Consider the following 18,418-nt stretch of genomic DNA (forward strand, 5'->3'; position numbering starts at 1 on the left):
ACTCCATGGTGCCCCCGTTCCGCCTCCTTTACGGCGCGGAAGGCGACAAACGTTCGGGCAGGCTCAGTTTCCGCGGGCGTTCAACGAGGCCAGATAGGCGTTGTACGCCTCCAGCTCCTTGTCCCCGTCCCGGTCCGCCGCGCGGTCCGAGCGCTTGGCCTGCCGCTGGTCCGAGGCGTACCACTGGAACAGCAGCGCGATCAGCACCAGCACGGAGGGGACCTCGCTGAACGCCCAGGCGATGCCGCCGGCCGCGTTCTGGTCGGACAGCGCGTCGACGGCGAGCGAACCGGGCGGGTTCTCGAAGGTCGTGACCATCGGCGTGGACGCCATCATCAGCGCGATGCCGAAGAACGCGTGGAACGGCATGCCCGCGAACAGCTCCAGCATCCGCATCAGATAGCCCGGCCGGTGCGGGCCCGGGTCCACGCCCATGATCGGCCAGAAGAAGACCAGGCCGACGGCGAGGAAGTGCACCATCATCGCCACGTGCCCCGTGGTGGAGCCCATAAGGAAGTCGAACAGGGGAGTGAAGTACAGACCGTACAGGCTCGCGATGAACATCGGGATGGTGAACACCGGGTGCGTGACGACGCGCATGTAGCGGCTGTGCAGCAGCATCAGCAGCAGCTCCCGCGGCCCCTTGCGGCCCCGGCCGGCCGGCGGCAGCGCGCGCAGGGCCAGGGTGACCGGGGCGCCGAGCAGGATCAGGATCGGCGACACCATGCTGATCATCATGTGCTGCACCATGTGCACGCTGAACATGACCATGCCGTACTCGTTCAGCCTGGTGCACATCATCAGCCCGATGCTCAGCACACCGGTGACGAACGCGACGGTCCTGCCCACCGGCCACTTGTCCCCGCGCCGCACGAGCCGGACGACACCCCAGCAGTACAGGGCCAGCCCCAGCAGGCAGGCGATCAGGAAGAAGGGATCCGCCGACCAGCCGAGCCCCCGCCCCAGCGTGAACGGCGGCAGATCCATGGTCGTACCGTGCCCGCCGTGATCCATCCACCGGCTCCTGTTTCGTGCGGATTCTGCGCAATCTGTCCGCACTCAGAGTACGGCCGGCCCCGGCCACACCCGTGACCGGGGTCGGGACCGGGCCGAACCCGGCTAGAGAACACACTCCGCTTCCGCGTAGCGGTCCGTCGGAACCGTCTTCAACGTCTCCACCGCCTCCGCCAACGACACCATCACGATGTCGGTGCCCCGCAGGGCCGTCATCTTCCCGAACTCCCCCCGGTGCACCGCCTCCACCGCATGCCACCCGAACCGTGTGGCCAGCACCCGGTCGTACGCGGTGGGTGTCCCCCCGCGCTGCACATGCCCGAGGATCACCGGCCGCGCCTCCTTGCCGAGGCGGGCCTCCAGTTCGAGGGAGAGCTGCCGGGCGATGCCGGCGAACCGCTCATGGCCGTAGACGTCCTTGCCGCCCTCGTCGAAGTCCATGGTCCCGGACTTCGGCTTGGCCCCCTCCGCGGCGACCACGATCGCGAACCGCTTGCCGGCCGAGAAGCGCTCGCCGACCTTCGCGGCGAGTTCGTCGATGTCGAAGGGCCGCTCGGGTACGACGACGGCGTGCGCGCCGGCCGCCATGCCGGAGTGCAGTGCGATCCAGCCCGTGTGCCGGCCCATGACCTCGACGATCAGCACACGCTGGTGGGACTCGGCGGTGGTCTTCAGCCGGTCCAGGGCCTCGGTGGCCACGCCGACGGCCGTGTCGAAGCCGAAGGTGACGTCGGTGACGGCGATGTCGTTGTCGATGGTCTTCGGCACACCGACTATCGGCAGCCCGTTGTCCGACAGCAGCCGGGCGGCCTTCAGCGTGCCCTCACCGCCGATCGGGATGATCGCGTCGAGGCCGAGCTCGGCCACATGCCCCTTCGCCCGCTCCACGCCGTCCCGCAGATGCCCGGGACGTACCCGGGAGGAGCCGAGGATCGTGCCGCCGCGGGCGAGGATGCCGCTCACCGCGTCGAGGTCGAGCTTGAGGTAGTCGCACTCCAGGAGGCCCTTCCAGCCGTCCCGGAAGCCGATGACCTCGTCGCCGTGGTCGACGACGGCGCGGTGCACGACGGACCGGATGACGGCGTTCAGGCCGGGGCAGTCGCCGCCGGACGTGAGGACACCAATGCGCATAGCCCGAAACAACCTTCTCGATGTGGGCCGGACCGGACCGCGTCGTCCGGCTCGATCCCCGCCACCCTAGCCGCTACGGGGGGCCGGACCGCACCTTGCGTCCGCCTGCTGGACGACCCCGCTCACCTGTGCGGACCAGCCGTCAGACGGGCCGGTCGCACGGGGGGCCGTCCGCGGGCGGACGGGGTCTCACGCGGGCTGCTGCGCCGCCTCGATGCGCTCGCTGCGCAGCGCCTCGTACCAGCGGTCGTCGGTCGGCGGCAGCGCGTTGACGTCGAGGGCCAGCTTCAGCAGCAGGTCCGCGATCAGCGGGTTGCGGGCGAGCACGGGACCGTGCATGTAGGTGCCGAAGACGGTCTCGTTGAACGCGCCCTCCGTACCGTCCCCCGTGCCGTTGCCGTTGCCGAAGCGCACCTGGGCGAGCGGGCGGGCCGTGGGGCCCAGGTGGGTGACGCCCTGGTGGTTCTCGAACCCGGTCAGCGGGGGCAGCCCCAGCTGCGGGTTGACGTCGCCGAGCACGTCGCCGACGCACCGGGCGCCCTCGCCGCGGACCGATACCACGTCGAGCAGGCCGAGGCCGGGCTCGCGCTGGCCGAGGTCGTTGATGAACTCGTGGCCGAGGATCTGGTAACCGGCGCAGACCGAGAACACGATGGCGCCGTTGCCCACCGCCCGCTGCAGACCGCCGTCGCGGCGCAGCCGCTCGGCGGCCAGCCGCTGCGGACGGTCCTCGCCGCCGCCGATCAGATAGATGTCGCCGGAGGTCGGGATCGGCTGGTCGCTGCGCACGTCGAGCCGCGCCACGTCCAGGCCGCGCTGCCGCGCCCGGCGCTCCACGACGAGGACGTTGCCCTGGTCGCCGTAGGTGCTGAGCAGGTCAGGGTAGATCCACACGACCCGCAGCTGGTTGTCGCTCACTTCAAGTCCCCACAGGTGTCGTTGGTCAGTTGCCGACGCGGCGGCGCAGGTCCTGGAACGCGGTGTAGTTGGCGATGACCTCGATCCGTCCCGGCGGGCACAGCTGCACCGCCTGGTCGAGGTTCTCGCAGACCTGGAACTGCTGGTTCGCGACCTCCAGGCGTACCGCGAGGTCCAGCTTCCGGTCGCCGACGACACAGATCGGGTGGCCGGTCAGCCGCGTGTAGTCGACGTCCCACAGCCAGGAGGTGTCGGTGCCGTCGGCGCCGCGCGCGTTCACCGAGAGGATCACCGGGGTCGGCGGCGGGTCGATCAGCGAGAACGTCTCCAGCCAGCCCGCGGGGTTCTTGGCGAGCAGCAGCCGTAGATCACGGCCCTCGAACTGGACCACGTCGTAGCGGCCGGCCACGGCCTGCACCTGGTACATGCGCTCCAGGGCGACCTGCGGCGGCACCCCGAAGACGGCGGTGACGGCGGCGGAGCTCGCCGCGTTGGCCTTGTTGGCGCGGCCCGGCAGCTGGAGGTGGATCGGCCAGGCGGAGCCGTGCGGGTCGAGGACGTGGTCGCCGGAGAGCGCCCAGCTCGGGGTGGGCCGGCGGAAGCCGCACTCGCCGCAGAACCAGTCGTCGCCCGGGCGCTGCATCACACCGCCGCAGGACGGGCAGGACCAGGCGTCGTCCTTCCACATCTGCCCGGCGGCGACCCAGATCACGTTGGGGGAGGAGGACGCGGCCCACACCACCAGCGGGTCGTCGGCGTTGGCGACGATCACGGCCTTGGAGCCGGACAGGCCCTCGCGCCAGTTCTCCGCGAGCATGCGGGTCTCGGCGGCGCGGTCCAGCTGGTCGCGGGAGAGGTTGAGCAGGGCGATGCACTTGGGGTCGGTGGCCTGGGCGACGCCCACGAGGTACTTCTCGTCGACCTCGATGACGCCGAACCTGGCCTCCGCGCCGGCGGCCAGCGCCGACGTGATGCCGGCCGGCATGTTGGCGCCGAGCGCGTTGGAGACGACCGGTCCCGCGGCCTTGAGGGCCTCGGCGATCAGCCGGGTGGTGGTGGTCTTGCCGTTGGTCGCGGAGACCAGGGTCACGTCCAGGTGCTGTGCGAGCCTGGCGAGGAGATCGGGGTCGAGTTTGAGTGCCACCCGGCCGCCGATCACCGAACCGCTGCCGCGCCCGGCGGCGCGGGACGCCGCCGCGACCGCCTTGCCCGCGGTCACGGCCAGCTTGGCCCGCGGCGTGAGCGGGTCCGAGTTGCCTGCCATCAGTTCTCGATCCTCCTTGCGTACGCGCCGCGTCTGTGCCTGACGGCCACGTGGTGAGACCTCAGCCTATCGAGATCCGTTCGCACTCCAGAACCGCGGCACCACTGTGAGACGGGCGTTGCTGAAAGGACCGTACTCTGACAGGCATGCGACAAGGCTCCATCCCCGGCGTTCACGGACGTGTACGGCCCCTCACGCTGCTCGGCGAACCCGTGCTGCACGCCCCCTGCCGGGAGGTCACCGACTTCGGCCCGGAACTGGCCCGCCTCGTGGACGACTTGTTCGCCACGATGTACGCGGCGCGGGGCGTGGGCCTGGCCGCCAACCAGGTCGGCGAGCCGCTCAGGGTGTTCGTCTACGACTGCCCGGACGACGAGGACGTCCGTCACCTGGGCCATGTGGTGAACCCGCGCCTCGTCGAGAAGGACGGGGTGGTGGTGCGCGGTCCGGAGGGCTGTCTGTCGCTGCCGGGCCTGGAGGCGGGCACGGAGCGGTACGACCATGCCGTGGTCGAGGGCTTCACGGTGACCGGCGAACCGGTCACCGTCCACGGCACGGGCTTCTTCGCCCGGTGCCTGCAGCACGAGTGCGACCACCTGGAGGGCAGGATCTACGCCGACCACCTCACCGGCCGGCGCCACCGCAGACTGCTGCGCCAGGCGAACAGGGCTTCCTGGCACCGGCAGCCCTGACCATTCGGAACCCCGGCCCTCCTCCGGCACCGGGTCCGTCCCGGGGTGCCGCCCGGCCCGGCCGCTGCGCACCGGGCGCCCGGTGTTCAGAAGCCGGGGCCGCCGACCTTGTCGCCCGCGGCGGCCAGGCGGCCCCAGAGCAGGTCGGCGAGGCTGCGGACCAACTCGGCCCGGGAGCAGGGGCGTTCGCCGAGCCACCAGTCACCGGCCGCGTGCATCATGCCGACGATGCCGTGCCCCCACACCCGGGCCAGCTGCTGGCCGCCCGGCCCGAGGTCCAGCCGTTCCCCGATCACCTGGGCCAGCTCCTCGCCCATGCGCCGCAGCAGCGGTGCCGAGTGCTTGCCGACGTCGAAGCCCTGGTCGCTCTGGGTCTCCTCCGCCGGATGCATCAGGAACCGGTACACCTGAGGCCGGGCCTCGATCGCCGACAGGTAGGTGTCGAGGGTCGCCTCGACCCGCTCGCGGCGGTCCGCCGGGGCGTCCAGCGCGGCCCGCAGCGAGTCCAGCAGCGCGTCGGTGTGCCGTTTGGCCAGGGCGGCGTAGAGTCCTCCCTTGTCCCCGAAGTGCCGGTAGAGGATCGGCTTGGTGATGCCGGCCTCGGCGGCGATCGCGTTCATCGAGGCCCCCGGGCCGTCGCGCAGCACCACCCGGTCGGCGGCCTCCAGCAGCTCGCGCCGGCGTCGCTCGGCGGACGTCTGCTGATCGGTCCGCTGTGTGGTGTCCATGAGTTCTCCCCACCCGTGCTGGTTCGGTGACGCCTGCGCAAACTAACACTGAAGGTGCCGAGGCCATCGAACGGGATGCCGAGGGCGCCAGGGGAGTTGACTTTTCCTACCCGCCGGTAACAGACTCGGGGTTACCGCAAGTAACATGCACGTGTGCTGCCGCTGGAGGGGTCATGGCCGAGTTCACCATGGAGCTCAACGACGAACAGAAGGAGGTCCGGGACTGGCTGCACGGCTTCGCCGCCGATGTGATCCGCCCCGCGGCCGCCGAATGGGACGAGCGTGAGGAGACTCCCTGGCCGGTCATCCAGGAGGCCGCCAAGGTCGGCATCTACTCCCTGGACTTCTACGCCCAGCAGTACTTCGACGCAAGCGGCCTCGGCATTCCCATGGCCATGGAGGAGCTCTTCTGGGGCGACGCCGGCATCGCCCTGTCGATCGTCGGCACCGGCCTCGCCGCCGTGGGCGTCCTCGCCAACGGCACCGAGGAGCAGATCGGCACCTGGATCCCCCAGATGTACGGCGACGCGAGCGACGTCAAGGTCGCCGCGTTCTGCTCCTCCGAGCCCGACGCCGGCTCCGACGTGGCCTCGATGCGCACCCGCGCGGTGTACGACGAGGCCAAGGACGAGTGGGTGCTCAACGGCACCAAGACCTGGGCGACCAACGGCGGCATCGCCAACGTGCACGTCGTGGTCGCGGTGGTCGACCCCGAACTCGGCTCCAAGGGCCACGCCTCCTTCATCGTCCCGCCGAGCACCCCGGGCCTGTCCCAGGGCCAGAAGTTCAAGAAGCACGGCATCCGCGCCTCGCACACCGCCGAGGTCGTCCTCGACAACGTGCGCGTGCCCGGCTCCTGCCTGCTCGGCGGCAAGGAGAAGCTGGACGCGCGTCTCGCCCGCGCCCGGGAGAAGGCCAAGAAGGGCGGCGAACGCGTGAAGAACGCCGCGATGGCCACCTTCGAGGCCTCCCGTCCCGCCGTCGGCGCCATGGCGGTCGGCACCGCCCGCGCGGCGTACGAGGTCGCCCTGGAGTACGCCACCACGCGTGAGCAGTTCGGCCGCCCGATCATCGACAACCAGGGTGTCGCCTTCCAGCTCGCCGACATGCGCACCCAGATCGACGCCGCCCGCCTGCTGGTGTGGCGCGCCTCCTGGATGGCGATCAACGGCAAGCCGTTCACCGCGGCCGAGGGCTCGATGTCCAAGCTGTTCGCCAGCGAGACCGCCAAGAAGGTCACCGCGCAGGCCATACAGATCCTCGGCGGCAACGGCTACACCCGCGAGTACCCGGTGGAGCGCATGCACCGCGACGCCGCGATCTACACCATCTTCGAGGGCACGAGCGAGATCCAGCGCCTGGTCATCGCCCGCACCCTGTCGGGCATGCCGATCCGCTGAGTACGGCCACCCGAGCGACCCGGCGGTGCGGGCGGCACCGCCGGGTTACCCCTGCGCGGCTCCGGGGGAAGCCTGGTGCGTGACCGACGTGACGGAGGACGCGATGACACGCACGGCCCGGGACCTGCTGGAGACGGCCACCGGGGAACTCGCCCCCGACCCGCGCTCCAACCCGCTGGTCCCCCTGATCGCCCGCGGCGAGGCGGACCCCACGGTCCTGACCACGCTGGCCCTGGAACAGCGCTGGGTGATCCCGGCGGACCGCCGCGCCTTCCTGCACCTGGCGAAGCGCTCCGACCCGGAGCCGGCCGCCTTTTTCACCGCCCTGGCCGAGGGCGAGACCCTGGCGGCGGAACACCTGAGGACGTTCGCGGCCGCGTGCGGCGTGAACGAGACCCGGGCGAACGCGTACACCCCCCTGCCGGGCTGCCAGTCCTACCCCGCGTACGTCGCCTGGCTGGCCCTCAACGCCGAACCGGCGGACGCCGTCCTCGCCCTCACGGTGAACTTCTCCGCCTGGGGCGGCTACTGCGCGACGATCGCCAAGGCCCTGCGCACCCACTACGGCTTCACGGACGAGTCCTGCGCCTTCTTCGACTTCTTCGCGGAACCGGCCCCCGATCTCGACGAGGCGGCCATGAAGGCGGTCCGGACGGCCTTGGAGGAAGGCCGCCTCGACGAGAACCGCGCACGCCGGCAAGCCCGGCTGCTCCAGGCCTACGAGGCGGCTTTCTGGACGACGCTGGCAGAACTCGCCTAGGTACGCGGGGCTTTCGCCATGCGGCTGGGCCGCGTGGGGCGCGACCGGCCACATCCGGCCCGCACTCGCGAGACTAGGAGGCACCCCCACTGCTGTGGGCGATACAGGCAACGTCGATCCGGTCGGCCAACTTCGCAAGCTCGATGGTCAACGCGGCGACCGTGTCCTCGTCCAGCCCTTCCTCCCCCGCCTCCACCAGCCGGACCCACCGCCCGCCCACCGTACGCAGCAGCTTGCTGACATCGGCGGCGGCAACCTGCAAGGTCCCGCGGTCGTCGACGATCAGAGGCAGAGTCACTTCGCGGTTCACACTCGGGATCGTAGCCGCGCGGACATCACGCACCCTGCCAAACCGTGGTGATGTTGCAGAACTCCCGGATTCCGTGCCCGGACAGCTCACGCCCGTACCCGGACCGCTTGACCCCGCCGAACGGGAACGCCGGATGGGACGCCGTCATCCCGTTGACGTACACACTGCCCGCCTCCAGATCCCGTACGAACCGGTCGACCTCGGCCTCGTCGCGGGTCCAGACGTTGGAACTCAGCCCGAAGTCGGTGTCGTTGGCGATCAGGACGGCCTCGTCGATGTCCGCCGCGCGGTACAGCGTGGCGACCGGGCCGAAGGCCTCCTCGCGGTGGACGCGCATCTCCCGGTCGATACTGGCGAGCACGGTCGGCGGATAGAACCAGCCGGGCCCCTCGGGGCGCTCACCGCCGCACAGCACGGTCGCACCCGTGCGTACGGCGTCGTCGACCAGTTCCTCGAGATCGGCGCGGCCCCTCTCACTGGAGAGCGGGCCGACGTCGGTCTCCTCCTCCATCGGGTCGCCGACCTTCAGCGCCTTCATGCCGGCCGTGAAACGCTCGGCGAAGGCGTCGTAGACGTCCGTGTGCACGATGAACCGCTTGGCGGCGATACAGGACTGTCCCGTGTTCTGCGTCCGCGCGGTGACCGCCACCTCGGCGGCCCGGTCCAGATCGGCGGAGGGCATGACCACGTACGGGTCGCTGCCGCCCAGTTCCAGCACCGTCTTCTTGATCATTTCTCCGCAGGCGGAGGCGACCGCGCGACCCGCGGGCTCGCTTCCGGTGAGGGTGGCCGCCTTCACCCGCTCGTCGCGCAGGATGTCGTCGACGGCGGCGGAGCCGATGAGGAGGGTCTGGAAGCAGCCCTCGGTGAAACCCGCGCGGTGGAACAGGTCCTCCAGGTACAGGGCGGTCTGCGGCACGTTCGAGGCATGCTTGAGCAGGCCGACGTTGCCCGCCATCAGGGCGGGCGCGGCGAACCGCACCACCTGCCACAGCGGGAAGTTCCAGGGCATCACGGCGAGCACGGGGCCGAGCGGCCGGTAGCGCACCAGGACCCGGGAGGCGCCGGAGTCCCGCACGTCGGAGGCGTCGGGTTCCTCGTCGGCGAGGAGCTCCGCCGCGTGATCGGCGTACCAGTGCATCGCCTTGGCGCACTTCGCGGCCTCCGCGCGGGCCTGCTTCACCGGCTTGCCCATCTCCGTGGTGATCACCCGGCCGATGGACTCGCGGTCCTCGTCGAGGAGCTCGGCGGCCCGGTGCATCAGACGGGCGCGCTCCTCGAAGGAGGTCGTCCGGTACGTCCGGAAGGTGGCCTCCGCGAGCTGGATCCGGTGCCCGATCTCCTCCTCGTCCATCGGGTGGTACGTCTTGACCGTCTCACCGGTCGCCGGATTCACGGTGGCGATGTGCATCGCTGACCTCCCTGGAGCAGGCTGTGCTTTTTGACCTTCCCGCGCGGCGGTGGGCGGCGCAACGCGGGAAGGTCTCCTCAGGGCGAGTGCTCCGCCAGGCGGTCGAGAAACGCGCTCTGGGCGGAGACGATCACCTCGCGGGCCCGGTCCAGGGGGAACCACGCCACCCGGTCGAGTTCCGGGAACTCCGCCGTCCGCCCCGACCGCGGCGGCCACTCCATCGTGAAGGTGCCGGGGATGATCGCCGCCGGATCGAGATCGGCCTCCACCGCCCACGCCGTGACGGTCTTGCCGCCCGCCTGCCGGACCTCCCCGAGCGCGATGGCCTTCCCGTCCGGCGGGGCCAGCCCCAGCTCCTCCCGGAACTCGCGGCGTGCCGCCTCCCAGGCCGGCTCGGAGGGGTCGTACTCGCCCTTCGGCACCGTCCACGCCCCGGATTCACGCCGGGCGAAGAACGGGCCGCCCAGATGGCCGAGCAACACCTCGATGCCCTGAGCGGTGTGCCGGAACAACAGCAGTCCGGCGCTGCGGGTACCCTTCACGGCCGTACCCCGGGGTGCGCGGCGAGCAGGGACTCGACCGTGTCGGCGTCCTCGGGGCGCTTGTCCTCGCGGTAGCGGATCACGCGGGCGAAACGCAGGGTGACCCCGGCCGGGTAGCGGGTGGAGCGCTGGAGGCCGTCGTAGGCGATCTCCACGACGAGTTCGGGCCGTACCGTCACGACGTATCCGCTCTCCTCGACCGCGAGCTCCCGCAGCCGTGCGGTCTGCCAGGTCAGCATCGCGTCCGTCATGCCCTTGAAGGTCTTGCCGAGCATGGCGAAGCCGCCGTCGGCGGTGCGGGCGCCCAGATGCAGATTGGAGAGCTTCCCGGTGCGGCGGCCGTGGCCCCACTCGGCGGCCAGCACCACCAGGTCGAGCGTGTGCACGGGTTTCACCTTCAGCCAGGAGGCGCCGCGCCGGCCCGCGCTGTAGGGGGCGTCCACGCCCTTGACGACGACACCCTCGTGGCCGCGTTCCAGTGTCCCGGCGAGGAACTCCTCCGCGGTGCCCAGGTCCCCGGGCCCCGACACGAGGGTGCGGCGCACCCGCATGGGTCCGGGGACCAGCCGGGCCAGTTCCGCGTGCCGCTCGGTGAAGGGGAGGTCCAGCAGGTCGCGGCCGTCGACACAGAGCGCGTCGAAGAAGACGGGGGAGACCGGGACCTCCCGCGCGGCCGCGGCCACGTCCACCCGGGAGCCGACACGTCCGGCGGTCTCCTGGAAGGAGCGGGGGCGGCCGTTCTCGTCGAAGGAGATGACCTCGCCGTCCAGGATGAACCGGTCGCCCTGCAACTCCCGGGCCGCCGCCGTCACTTCCGGCAGCCGGTCGGTGATGTCGTCGAGGGTGCGCGTGTGTACGCGTACGGTGTCGCCGTCGCGGTGCACCTGGACGCGGATGCCGTCGAGCTTCTCCTCGACCGCGCAGACCCCCAGCTTCCCGACCGCCTCCGCGACCGAGGAGGCGCTGTGCGCCAGCATCGGCAGCACCGGGCGGCCGACGGTGAGCCGGAACCGCTCCAGCGCTCTTGGACCGTCCGCCAGCAGCGCCCCGGCCACCGTCTGCAGCGAGCCCGCCAGCATCACGGCCCGCCGTACGTCCGTCGCCGGCGCGTCCGTGGCCTGCGCCAGCCCCTCCACCGCGACCGCGTCCAGGGCGCCCTGCCGGACCTCGCCGGTGAGCAGCCCGAACAGGAACCGCTGCTCGTCCCCGGTGCAGGCGGCCAGCAGCTCGCCGACCAGCCGGGCCCGCTCGGTCTGCGACCCCGGACCGGACACCTCGCCGAGCGCGGTGAGCAGCGCGTCGACCTCGCGCACCGTCAGGGAGGGCTCGCCGGCCGGGGCGACCGGACGGCTCAGCACCTTCCAGCCGACCCCGATACGGCCCTGCGGCAGCCGTCCCGCCAGATACGGGATGACCACCGGCACATCGTCCGGCTCCGCCTCCCGGAACAGCTCGGCGAGCAGGGCGATCTTCCGGGACCGCGCCGAAGCGGCGGCGACCTCCTGGGACACACGGGCCAGCCGGGACAGCAGCATGCAGCCATGGTGCTACGGAGGCCGGCGCTCCACACCCCGGCCGTGCGCGTCTACCCCTCCACCGCCGCGTCCAGGTCGCTCATCCGCAGGTCCCCCACGATCGCGGCCGCCGCGCGGTATCCGCCGCTCGCCGCGTGCACCACCTGCTCGGCGAAGCCGATCGCGTTGCCCGCCGCCCACACCCCGGGCACCGTGGTCAGACCGGTCGGGTCGACGACCGGGTACGCCCCGAACGGGGTCTCGTTCATCTCGGCGCCCAGCCGCTCCAGCAGGCCCGTCTGCGGAATGGGACGCGGCGCGACGAAGACCACCGAACGGGCGTGTGTGCTGCCGTCGGCCAGCCGCACCCCGGTGAGCCGGTCGTCCTCGGCCACCAGCTCCGCGACCTCCCCGGACACCACACCGACGCCGGCGGCGGCGAGCCGGCGCAGATCCTGGTCGGACAGCTCCGCCTCGGCGACCCGGTGCAGGAAGAGGGTGACGTCCTTCGACCACTGGGACACCATCAGCGCCTGGTGCACACTCATCGCGCTCGACGCGAGCACCCCGAACGGCTCGTCGCGCACCTCCCAGCCGTGGCAGAAGGGGCAGTGCAGCACGTCCCGCCCGAACCGCTCGGCGACCCCGGGGACATCCGGCATCTCGTCCTTCAGCCCGGTCGCCACGATCAGCCGCCGGGCGCGTACGGCCGGTCCCCTGTCGAGTACGACGGTGAAGTCCCCGTCCCGGGTGACGTCCGTGACCCGGTCCCGGACGAGCTCCACGCCGTAGCGCGCGATCTCGTCCCGGCCCAGCGCCAGGAACTCGGCCGGGGACATCCCGTCCCGCGACAGATAGCCCTGCATGTGCGACGACGGCGCGTTGCGCGGCTCGCCCGCGTCGACGACCAGCGCCCGGTTCCGCGCCCGGCCGAGCACCAGCGCGGCGGACAGCCCCGCCGCTCCGCCTCCGACCACGACCACGTCGTAGGTCTCGGTCCCGTATGTCCCGTTCATCGTGACCACCTCCAGGACGACAGTCGCCCGGGCACTGCCGTATTGACAAACAACTTTGCCGAACCTGCAATATCGGTATGACTACGGACGATGTTCTGGCGGAAGTGGGCGCCCGGCTGCGGCGGATCAGGAAGGAGCGGGAGGTGACCCTCGCCGCGCTCTCCGAGGCGACCGGCATCTCCGTCAGCACGCTCTCCCGGCTGGAGTCGGGACTGCGTAAACCCAGTCTGGAGCTGCTGCTGCCGATCGCGCAGGCCCACCAGGTGCCGCTGGACGAGCTGGTCGGCGCGCCGCCGGTCGGTGACCCGCGCATCCGTGCCTCCCAGCCGATCCAGCGCTACGGCCGCACCTTCTGGCCGCTCACCCGGCAGCCCGGCGGGCTCCAGGCGTACAAGGTGGTCGAACCGCAGCGGAAGCTCGAACCCGAGCCGCGTACCCACGAGGGCTACGAGTGGCTGTACGTGATGTCGGGGAAGCTGCGCCTGGTGCTCGGCGAGCACGACGTGGTGCTGGTGGCGGGGGAGGCGGCCGAGTTCGACACGCGGGTGCCGCACTGGTTCGGGTCGACGGGGGAGGGGCCCGTGGAGTTCCTCAGCCTGTTCGGTGCGCAGGGGGAGCGGATGCACGTGCGGGCGCGGCCCAAGCGGGCGTGACGGACGCGGCGGCCGGGCGATCCCGCCGCGCGTGACGGACGCTTCCCTGATCGGCAAGCGACCGCTTAGTATGCGGTGGACCCGGTCAGGCGAACACGACGTTCACGCTCCCGTGGAGGCCCCGCATGCAGGCATGGCAAGTGCACGAGCTCGGCGAGCCGGGCGAGGTGATGCGTCTCGCGGAGGTGGCGCGGCCAAAGCCCGCTGACGGGCAGGTCCTGCTGAAGGTGCGCGCCGCCAACATCAACTTCCCGGACGCGCTGATGTGCCGGGGCCAGTACCAGGTCAGGCCGCCGCTGCCGTTCACGCCGGGCGTGGAGATCTGCGGCGAGACCGGGGACGGGCGCCGCGTGATCGCCAACCCCGCGCTGCCGTACGGCGGTTTCGCCGAGTACGCCGTCGCGGACGCCGCCGCACTGCTGCCCGCGCCCGAAGCGCTGGACGACGCCGAGGCCGCCGCCCTGCACATCGGCTACCAGACCGGCTGGTTCGGCCTGCACCGCAGGGCCCGCCTGGAGGCCGGCGAGACCCTCCTCGTCCACGCCGCCGCAGGCGGGGTCGGCAGCGCGGCCGTACAGCTCGGCAAGGCCGCCGGCGCCACCGTCATCGGCGTGGTCGGCGGCGCCGCGAAGGCGTCCGTCGCCCGCGGACTGGGCTGCGACGTGGTGATCGACCGGCGCGAGCAGGACGTCGTCGCCGCCGTGAAGGAGGCCACCGGCGGCCGGGGCGCCGATGTGGTCTACGACCCCGTCGGCGGTCCGGCGTACGCCCAGTCCGCGAAGGCCGTCGCCTTCGAGGGCCGGATCGTCGTCGTCGGCTTCGCGAGCGGGTCCATCCCCAGCCCCGCCCTGAACCACGCCCTCGTCAAGAACTACGCGATCCTCGGCCTGCACTGGGGCCTGTACAACACCAGGAACCCGAAGCTGGTCCAGCACTGCCACGAGCAGCTCACCGCACTCGCCGCGCGGGGCGCGATCAAGCCGCTGGTGAGTGAACGCGTACCGCTCGCCGGGGCCGCCGACGCCGTACAGCGGGTCGCCGACGGCCTCACCACCGGACGTGTCGCCGTGCTGCCCTCGACGGAGAACGGAGCCGCCGCATGACCGACGCCGCCGAACTGCGCCGCCGTACCCAGGACCTCCTCGCCGCGCATCCCCCGGCCGGCACGGAGCGCCTGGACTTCCTGCGCGCCCGCTTCGACGCCGGACTGGCCTGGGTGCACTTCCCCGAAGGGCTCGGCGGACTCGGACTCCCGCGCTCCCTCCAGGCCGTCGTGGACGCCGGACTGGAAGCCGCCGGGGCGCCCGACAACGATCCGCGCCGCATCGGCATCGGGCTCGGCATGGCCGCGCCGACGATCCTGCGGTACGGCACGGAGGACCAGAAGCGCCGCTTCCTCAAGCCTCTGTGGACCGGCGAGGAGGTCTGGTGCCAGCTGTTCAGCGAGCCCGGCGCCGGATCAGACCTGGCCGCCCTCGGCACCCGCGCCGTCCGTGAGGGCGAGGACTGGGTGGTCGACGGGCAGAAGGTGTGGACGTCCAGCGCCCATCTCGCCCGCTGGGCCATCCTCATCGCCCGCACCGACCCGGACGTGCCCAAGCACCGGGGGATCACCTACTTCGTCTGCGACATGACGGATCCCGGCGTCGAGGTGCGGCCGCTGCGCCAGATCACCGGTGAGGCCGAGTTCAACGAGGTGTTCCTCACCGGCGTCCGCATCCCCGACGCCCACCGCCTCGGGGAGACCGGCGACGGCTGGAAGGTCGCGCAGACCACCCTCAACAACGAACGCGTCGCCATCGGCGGCATGCGGCTGCCCCGCGAGGGCGGCATGATCGGCCCGGTCGCCAGGACCTGGCGCGAACGCCCGGAACTGCGCACCCACGACCTCCACCAGCGGCTGCTGAAGCTCTGGGTCGAGGCCGAGGTCGCCCGGCTCACCGGCGAACGCCTGCGCCAGCAGCTCGTCGCCGGGCACCCCGGCCCCGAGGGCGCCGGCATGAAGCTCGCCTTCGCCCGCCTCAACCAGGAGATCAGCGGCCTGGAGGTGGAACTGCGCGGCGAGGAGGGCCTGTTGTACGACGACTGGACCATGCGCCGCCCGGAACTGGTCGACTTCACCGGCCGCGACGCCGGCTACCGCTACCTCCGCTCCAAGGGGAACAGCATCGAGGGCGGGACCAGCGAGGTCCTGCTGAACATCGTCGCCGAGCGCGTTCTGGGCCTGCCCACCGAGCCGCGCACCGACAAGGACGTCGCATGGAAGGACCTGGCCCGATGAGCGATCTTCTGTACGCGGAGGAGGAAGAGGCGCTGCGCGCCGCCGTCCGGGACCTGCTCACCGACCACTGCGACGCGGCGGGCGTCATCGCCCGCACCGAGTCGGACACCCCGCACGACCTCGCGCTGTGGAAGTCGCTGGCCGGCGCCATGGGCCTCGCGGGCCTGCTGATCCCGGAGGAACTGGACGGGCAGGGCGCCACGCACCGGGAAGCCGCGGTCGTCCTCGAGGAGCTGGGGCGTGCGGTCGCGCCCGTCCCGTATCTCACCAGCGCCGTCGTCGCCACGGAGGCGCTGCTGGAGTGCGGCGCCGACGACCTGCTCTCCCGGCTGGCGTCCGCCACGGCGATCGGCGCGCTCGCCGTCGCCCTCAACGTTCCGGCGGGTGGCGCCCACAGGACCGTACGGCTGGAGAACGGCGGCCTGCACGGCGAGCTGACCGGCATCGCGGACGCGGTCGTCGCCGACGTGTTGCTGGTGCCCGCCGACGACGGCGGCCTGTACGCGGTCGACGCCGCCGCCGTCACGATCGTCCCCCAGGTTGCCCTGGACCTGACCCGGCCGCTCGCGACCGTCGTGCTCGACGGCGCCCCCGGGCGGCTGCTCGGCGAGGCCGGACCCGCCGTGCGCCGCGCCCTGCGGGCCGGTGCGGGACTGCTCGCCTCGGAACAACTCGGGCTGGCCGAATGGTCGCTGACGGAGACCGTCGCCCACTTGAAGGACCGCAAGCAGTTCAACCGTCCGGTGGGCGGCTTCCAGGCGGTCAAGCACCGGCTCGCCCAGCTGTGGCTCGAGGTCGTCAGCCTCCGCGCCGCCGCCCGGAACGCCGCCGACGCTCTCGCCACCGGCGAGGACACCGACGTGGCGGTGACCGTCGCCCAGGCCTACGCCGCACCCGTCGCGGTCCGCGCCGCGGAGGAGGCACTGCAACTGCACGGCGGTATCGGGATGACCTGGGAACACCCGGTGCACCTCCATCTCAAGCGCGCCAAGGCCGACTCGATCGCCTACGGCACGGCCGGCGCCCACCGCGAGGCGCTCGCGGAACTGGTCGACCTGAGGGGGCCTCAGGTCCGTTTGCGGTAGCGGCCTCGTCCGGCCCGGGTGAGGGGTGGCCTCCAGCCGGTGCGAGTCCGGCGACGGCCTTACGGGTGGTGGCCAGGTCCGCGGGTCGGTGCGGGACCGTCCGGAGGAGACCGGCTCGGGAATCAGGAGGTGCAGTAGCCGGCCTCGAGGTCCTCGATCAGCGTCGGCCCGGACGGTTCCCAGCCCAGCAGCTCGCGGGTGGCGGCGCTGAAGGCGGGCTGGTCGCCGCCGAGCAGGTCGCCCAGCTGCCGGTCGAAGCCGACCAGCATGGCGATCAGGCCGTGGTCTCCCTCGGCGTGCACGGTGCGCGGCAGCCGGACCAGACCCGAGCGGATTCCCCGCTCGGCCAGAGCCAGAACGGCCTTGGCCGTGGCGGCCCTGCGGCAGGCGGCACCGACGCCCGCCCGTCGTCACCCGCATCGGCCCGCCCGCCGTCGTCCGCTCGCCCTCGCCGCGCCGTTGCCCACGGCCTCCTCACTGCTCGCGGAAGCCGCGAAGTTCAGCTGCTCATGTGGCGGCATCCAGGCTCGTCGAGCAGGTGGCTGGGGAGGTCGCGGACTCGGTCGCGAGGCCGATCAGCTCCTCAAGCCGGTCGTGAGCCCTGGTCAGGTCGTCGATCTGGGTCCGGATGCGGTCGCGTTCGTCCTTGAGCCGCTGTGTCATCCGCGGGGTCGCGACGAGGGTGTCCAGGAAGGGCAGAACCTGCAGGATGGCTTTGCTGCTCAGCCCGGCCGAGTAGAGAAGCTGGATGAACCTCACCCGCTCGACGGCGGACTCGGGATACCGCCGGTGGCCGCTGGGGCTGCGGTCGGCGACGACGAGCCCCTGCTCTTCGTAGTACCGCAGCGCACGGACGCTGACCCCGGCGCCTTCGGCCACTTTTCCGATACGCATGGCGCCTCCCGGCGGTTGGGACTTGATCCTCACGTCGACGTGAGGTTTTAGCGTACGCCGTATGAACATCCACGGAGCCACCGCGCTCGTCACCGGAGCCAGCCGCGGCATCGGCCGCCACCTCGCCGCCCAGCTCGTCGAGCGGGGTGCGAAGGTCTACGCAACCGCCCGTCGACCCGAATCGATCGACCTCGATGGCGTGGAGGTCCTCGCCCTGGACATCGCCGATCCGGCCGCCGTCGCGGCGGCGGCCCGCGCGGCGGACGACGTCGACCTGCTCGTCAACAACGCCGGGATCCCAGGAGGCACCCTGCTCGGCGACCTGGAGGCCGTCCGCGCCGTGCTGGACGTGAATTTCTGGGGCACGCTGTCCATGGCCCGCGCGTTCGCGCCGGTCCTCGCGGCGAACGGCGGGGGCGCCATGGTGAACATCGCCTCGTCGGCGTCCTGGTTCGTCTTCCCCGGCAGCAGCGCCTACGCGGTCTCGAAGGCCGCGGTCTGGAGCATGGGCAACGCCCTGCGTCAGGAACTGGCCGGGCAGGGCACCAGTGTCGTCTCGGTCCACCTCGGAGCAGCCGACACGGACATGGTGAAGGGCCTGGACGTACCCAAGACGGCCCCGGCCGATGTCGCCCGCCTCGCCCTCGACGGTGTCCAGACCGATGCGTTCGAGGTGGTCGTCGACGAGTTCACCGCGATGGTCAAGGCGTCGCTGAGCAAGGATCCCCGCGACTTCGACAAGCAGTTCCAGCAGTTCCTGAACGCCTGACCACAGGGGCCAGGAGATCGATGACGTTCATCCGGC

Annotated in this window: 20 protein-coding genes; 8 read left to right on the forward strand and 12 right to left on the reverse strand. The window is 71.7% G+C overall.

The genetic code is table 11. From position 1 onward, the window contains the following. Nucleotides 1–63 precede the first annotated feature (63 nt). The 4 genes from IF28_RS0104930 to IF28_RS0104945 all read right to left on the reverse strand — a co-directional run bounded on the left by IF28_RS0104930 (nt 64) and on the right by IF28_RS0104945 (nt 4,327). On the reverse strand, nt 64–1,014 hold the full coding sequence (locus IF28_RS0104930) for a cytochrome c oxidase assembly protein (protein WP_030214410.1): 951 nt from the start codon (nt 1,012–1,014) through the stop codon (nt 64–66). Nucleotides 1,015–1,119: 105 nt separating this feature from the next. Continuing rightward, nucleotides 1,120–2,145: a 6-phosphofructokinase gene (locus tag IF28_RS0104935; RefSeq protein ID WP_030214411.1), complete on the reverse strand. Its 1,026-nt coding sequence runs from the start codon at nt 2,143–2,145 to the stop codon at nt 1,120–1,122. A 189-nt stretch (nt 2,146–2,334) separates the two neighbouring features. Next, entirely contained in the window at nt 2,335–3,063 is a 729-nt protein-coding gene (locus tag IF28_RS0104940) for a type 1 glutamine amidotransferase (protein WP_030214412.1), read from the reverse strand. A 25-nt stretch (nt 3,064–3,088) separates the two neighbouring features. After that, nucleotides 3,089–4,327 (reverse strand): Mur ligase family protein, encoded by a 1,239-nt coding sequence (locus tag IF28_RS0104945; RefSeq protein WP_030214415.1) that lies wholly within the window; start codon nt 4,325–4,327, stop codon nt 3,089–3,091. Nucleotides 4,328–4,473: 146 nt separating this feature from the next. On the opposite strand from IF28_RS0104945, the gene def reads away from it, so the two are divergent. Then, nucleotides 4,474–5,019: a peptide deformylase gene (gene def / locus IF28_RS0104950; protein ID WP_030214419.1), complete on the forward strand. Its 546-nt coding sequence runs from the start codon at nt 4,474–4,476 to the stop codon at nt 5,017–5,019. A gap of 86 nt (nt 5,020–5,105) precedes the next feature. Here def and IF28_RS0104955 read toward each other — a convergent pair whose 3' ends face one another. Continuing rightward, complete coding sequence (locus IF28_RS0104955) at nt 5,106–5,747, reverse strand: TetR family transcriptional regulator (RefSeq protein ID WP_030214422.1); 642 nt, start codon at nt 5,745–5,747, stop codon at nt 5,106–5,108. A 173-nt stretch (nt 5,748–5,920) separates the two neighbouring features. Here IF28_RS0104955 and IF28_RS0104960 point away from each other — a divergent pair, with 173 nt between their 5' ends. Together IF28_RS0104960 and IF28_RS0104965 are read left to right on the forward strand one after the other, a co-directional pair. Next, nucleotides 5,921–7,147 (forward strand): acyl-CoA dehydrogenase family protein, encoded by a 1,227-nt coding sequence (locus tag IF28_RS0104960; RefSeq protein ID WP_030214424.1) that lies wholly within the window; start codon nt 5,921–5,923, stop codon nt 7,145–7,147. Between the two features lie 103 nt (nt 7,148–7,250). Continuing rightward, a complete protein-coding gene (locus tag IF28_RS0104965; RefSeq protein ID WP_030214425.1) occupies nt 7,251–7,907 on the forward strand; it encodes a transcriptional regulator in 657 nt (218 codons plus the stop codon). Between the two features lie 73 nt (nt 7,908–7,980). Here IF28_RS0104965 and IF28_RS0104970 read toward each other — a convergent pair whose 3' ends face one another. From IF28_RS0104970 to IF28_RS0104990, 5 genes are all read right to left on the reverse strand, one after another. Further along, complete coding sequence (locus tag IF28_RS0104970; protein WP_030214426.1) at nt 7,981–8,217, reverse strand: DUF6213 family protein; 237 nt, start codon at nt 8,215–8,217, stop codon at nt 7,981–7,983. A 25-nt stretch (nt 8,218–8,242) separates the two neighbouring features. Further along, complete coding sequence (locus IF28_RS0104975; RefSeq protein ID WP_030214427.1) at nt 8,243–9,628, reverse strand: NADP-dependent succinic semialdehyde dehydrogenase; 1,386 nt, start codon at nt 9,626–9,628, stop codon at nt 8,243–8,245. Nucleotides 9,629–9,705: 77 nt separating this feature from the next. Then, a complete protein-coding gene (locus tag IF28_RS0104980; RefSeq protein ID WP_030214428.1) occupies nt 9,706–10,170 on the reverse strand; it encodes an NUDIX domain-containing protein in 465 nt (154 codons plus the stop codon). Further along, complete coding sequence (locus IF28_RS0104985; RefSeq protein WP_030214429.1) at nt 10,167–11,705, reverse strand: ATP-dependent DNA ligase; 1,539 nt, start codon at nt 11,703–11,705, stop codon at nt 10,167–10,169. Before IF28_RS0104985 ends, IF28_RS0104980 begins: the two co-directional genes overlap by 4 nt. Nucleotides 11,706–11,755: 50 nt before the next feature. Then, nucleotides 11,756–12,700, reverse strand: coding sequence for an NAD(P)/FAD-dependent oxidoreductase (locus IF28_RS0104990; protein ID WP_030214431.1), 945 nt, complete (start codon nt 12,698–12,700; stop codon nt 11,756–11,758). Nucleotides 12,701–12,777: 77 nt separating this feature from the next. On the opposite strand from IF28_RS0104990, the gene IF28_RS0104995 reads away from it, so the two are divergent. From IF28_RS0104995 to IF28_RS0105010, 4 genes are all read left to right on the forward strand, one after another. Further along, a complete protein-coding gene (locus tag IF28_RS0104995; RefSeq protein WP_030214444.1) occupies nt 12,778–13,353 on the forward strand; it encodes a helix-turn-helix domain-containing protein in 576 nt (191 codons plus the stop codon). A 125-nt stretch (nt 13,354–13,478) separates the two neighbouring features. Beyond that, nucleotides 13,479–14,456: an NADPH:quinone oxidoreductase family protein gene (locus tag IF28_RS0105000; RefSeq protein WP_030214447.1), complete on the forward strand. Its 978-nt coding sequence runs from the start codon at nt 13,479–13,481 to the stop codon at nt 14,454–14,456. Then, on the forward strand, nt 14,453–15,634 hold the full coding sequence (locus tag IF28_RS0105005; RefSeq protein WP_030214450.1) for an acyl-CoA dehydrogenase family protein: 1,182 nt from the start codon (nt 14,453–14,455) through the stop codon (nt 15,632–15,634). Before IF28_RS0105000 ends, IF28_RS0105005 begins: the two co-directional genes overlap by 4 nt. After that, nucleotides 15,631–16,719 (forward strand): acyl-CoA dehydrogenase family protein, encoded by a 1,089-nt coding sequence (locus tag IF28_RS0105010; protein WP_030214458.1) that lies wholly within the window; start codon nt 15,631–15,633, stop codon nt 16,717–16,719. Before IF28_RS0105005 ends, IF28_RS0105010 begins: the two co-directional genes overlap by 4 nt. Nucleotides 16,720–16,841: 122 nt before the next feature. On the opposite strand, the gene IF28_RS0105015 is transcribed toward IF28_RS0105010, so the two are convergent. Both IF28_RS0105015 and IF28_RS0105020 read right to left on the reverse strand, forming a co-directional pair. Continuing rightward, nucleotides 16,842–17,021 (reverse strand): hypothetical protein, encoded by a 180-nt coding sequence (locus IF28_RS0105015; protein ID WP_030214461.1) that lies wholly within the window; start codon nt 17,019–17,021, stop codon nt 16,842–16,844. Between the two features lie 205 nt (nt 17,022–17,226). Next, on the reverse strand, nt 17,227–17,613 hold the full coding sequence (locus tag IF28_RS0105020) for a MerR family transcriptional regulator (protein WP_030214464.1): 387 nt from the start codon (nt 17,611–17,613) through the stop codon (nt 17,227–17,229). 61 nt (nt 17,614–17,674) lie between these two features. On the opposite strand from IF28_RS0105020, the gene IF28_RS0105025 reads away from it, so the two are divergent. Then, complete coding sequence (locus IF28_RS0105025; protein ID WP_030214467.1) at nt 17,675–18,382, forward strand: SDR family oxidoreductase; 708 nt, start codon at nt 17,675–17,677, stop codon at nt 18,380–18,382. Nucleotides 18,383–18,418 lie beyond the last annotated feature (36 nt).

Source organism: Streptomyces sp. NRRL WC-3626, from assembly GCF_000718785.1.
Classification (GTDB): domain Bacteria; phylum Actinomycetota; class Actinomycetes; order Streptomycetales; family Streptomycetaceae; genus Streptomyces; species Streptomyces edwardsiae.

Bases quoted from the DNA above. Each gene is read 5' to 3' on its own strand.
- IF28_RS0104930 (WP_030214410.1), bottom strand. From the start codon at position 1,014: ATGGATCACGGCGGGCACGGTACGACCATGGATCTGCCGCCGTTCACG.
- IF28_RS0104935 (WP_030214411.1), bottom strand. From the start codon at position 2,145: ATGCGCATTGGTGTCCTCACGTCCGGCGGCGACTGCCCCGGCCTGAAC.
- IF28_RS0104945 (WP_030214415.1), bottom strand. From the start codon at position 4,327: ATGGCAGGCAACTCGGACCCGCTCACGCCGCGGGCCAAGCTGGCCGTG.
- def (WP_030214419.1), top strand. From the start codon at position 4,474: ATGCGACAAGGCTCCATCCCCGGCGTTCACGGACGTGTACGGCCCCTC.
- IF28_RS0104955 (WP_030214422.1), bottom strand. From the start codon at position 5,747: ATGGACACCACACAGCGGACCGATCAGCAGACGTCCGCCGAGCGACGC.
- IF28_RS0104960 (WP_030214424.1), top strand. From the start codon at position 5,921: ATGGCCGAGTTCACCATGGAGCTCAACGACGAACAGAAGGAGGTCCGG.
- IF28_RS0104965 (WP_030214425.1), top strand. From the start codon at position 7,251: ATGACACGCACGGCCCGGGACCTGCTGGAGACGGCCACCGGGGAACTC.
- IF28_RS0104975 (WP_030214427.1), bottom strand. From the start codon at position 9,628: ATGCACATCGCCACCGTGAATCCGGCGACCGGTGAGACGGTCAAGACG.
- IF28_RS0104985 (WP_030214429.1), bottom strand. From the start codon at position 11,705: ATGCTGCTGTCCCGGCTGGCCCGTGTGTCCCAGGAGGTCGCCGCCGCT.
- IF28_RS0104990 (WP_030214431.1), bottom strand. From the start codon at position 12,700: ATGAACGGGACATACGGGACCGAGACCTACGACGTGGTCGTGGTCGGA.
- IF28_RS0104995 (WP_030214444.1), top strand. From the start codon at position 12,778: ATGACTACGGACGATGTTCTGGCGGAAGTGGGCGCCCGGCTGCGGCGG.
- IF28_RS0105000 (WP_030214447.1), top strand. From the start codon at position 13,479: ATGCAGGCATGGCAAGTGCACGAGCTCGGCGAGCCGGGCGAGGTGATG.
- IF28_RS0105005 (WP_030214450.1), top strand. From the start codon at position 14,453: ATGACCGACGCCGCCGAACTGCGCCGCCGTACCCAGGACCTCCTCGCC.
- IF28_RS0105010 (WP_030214458.1), top strand. From the start codon at position 15,631: ATGAGCGATCTTCTGTACGCGGAGGAGGAAGAGGCGCTGCGCGCCGCC.
- IF28_RS0105020 (WP_030214464.1), bottom strand. From the start codon at position 17,613: ATGCGTATCGGAAAAGTGGCCGAAGGCGCCGGGGTCAGCGTCCGTGCG.
- IF28_RS0105025 (WP_030214467.1), top strand. From the start codon at position 17,675: ATGAACATCCACGGAGCCACCGCGCTCGTCACCGGAGCCAGCCGCGGC.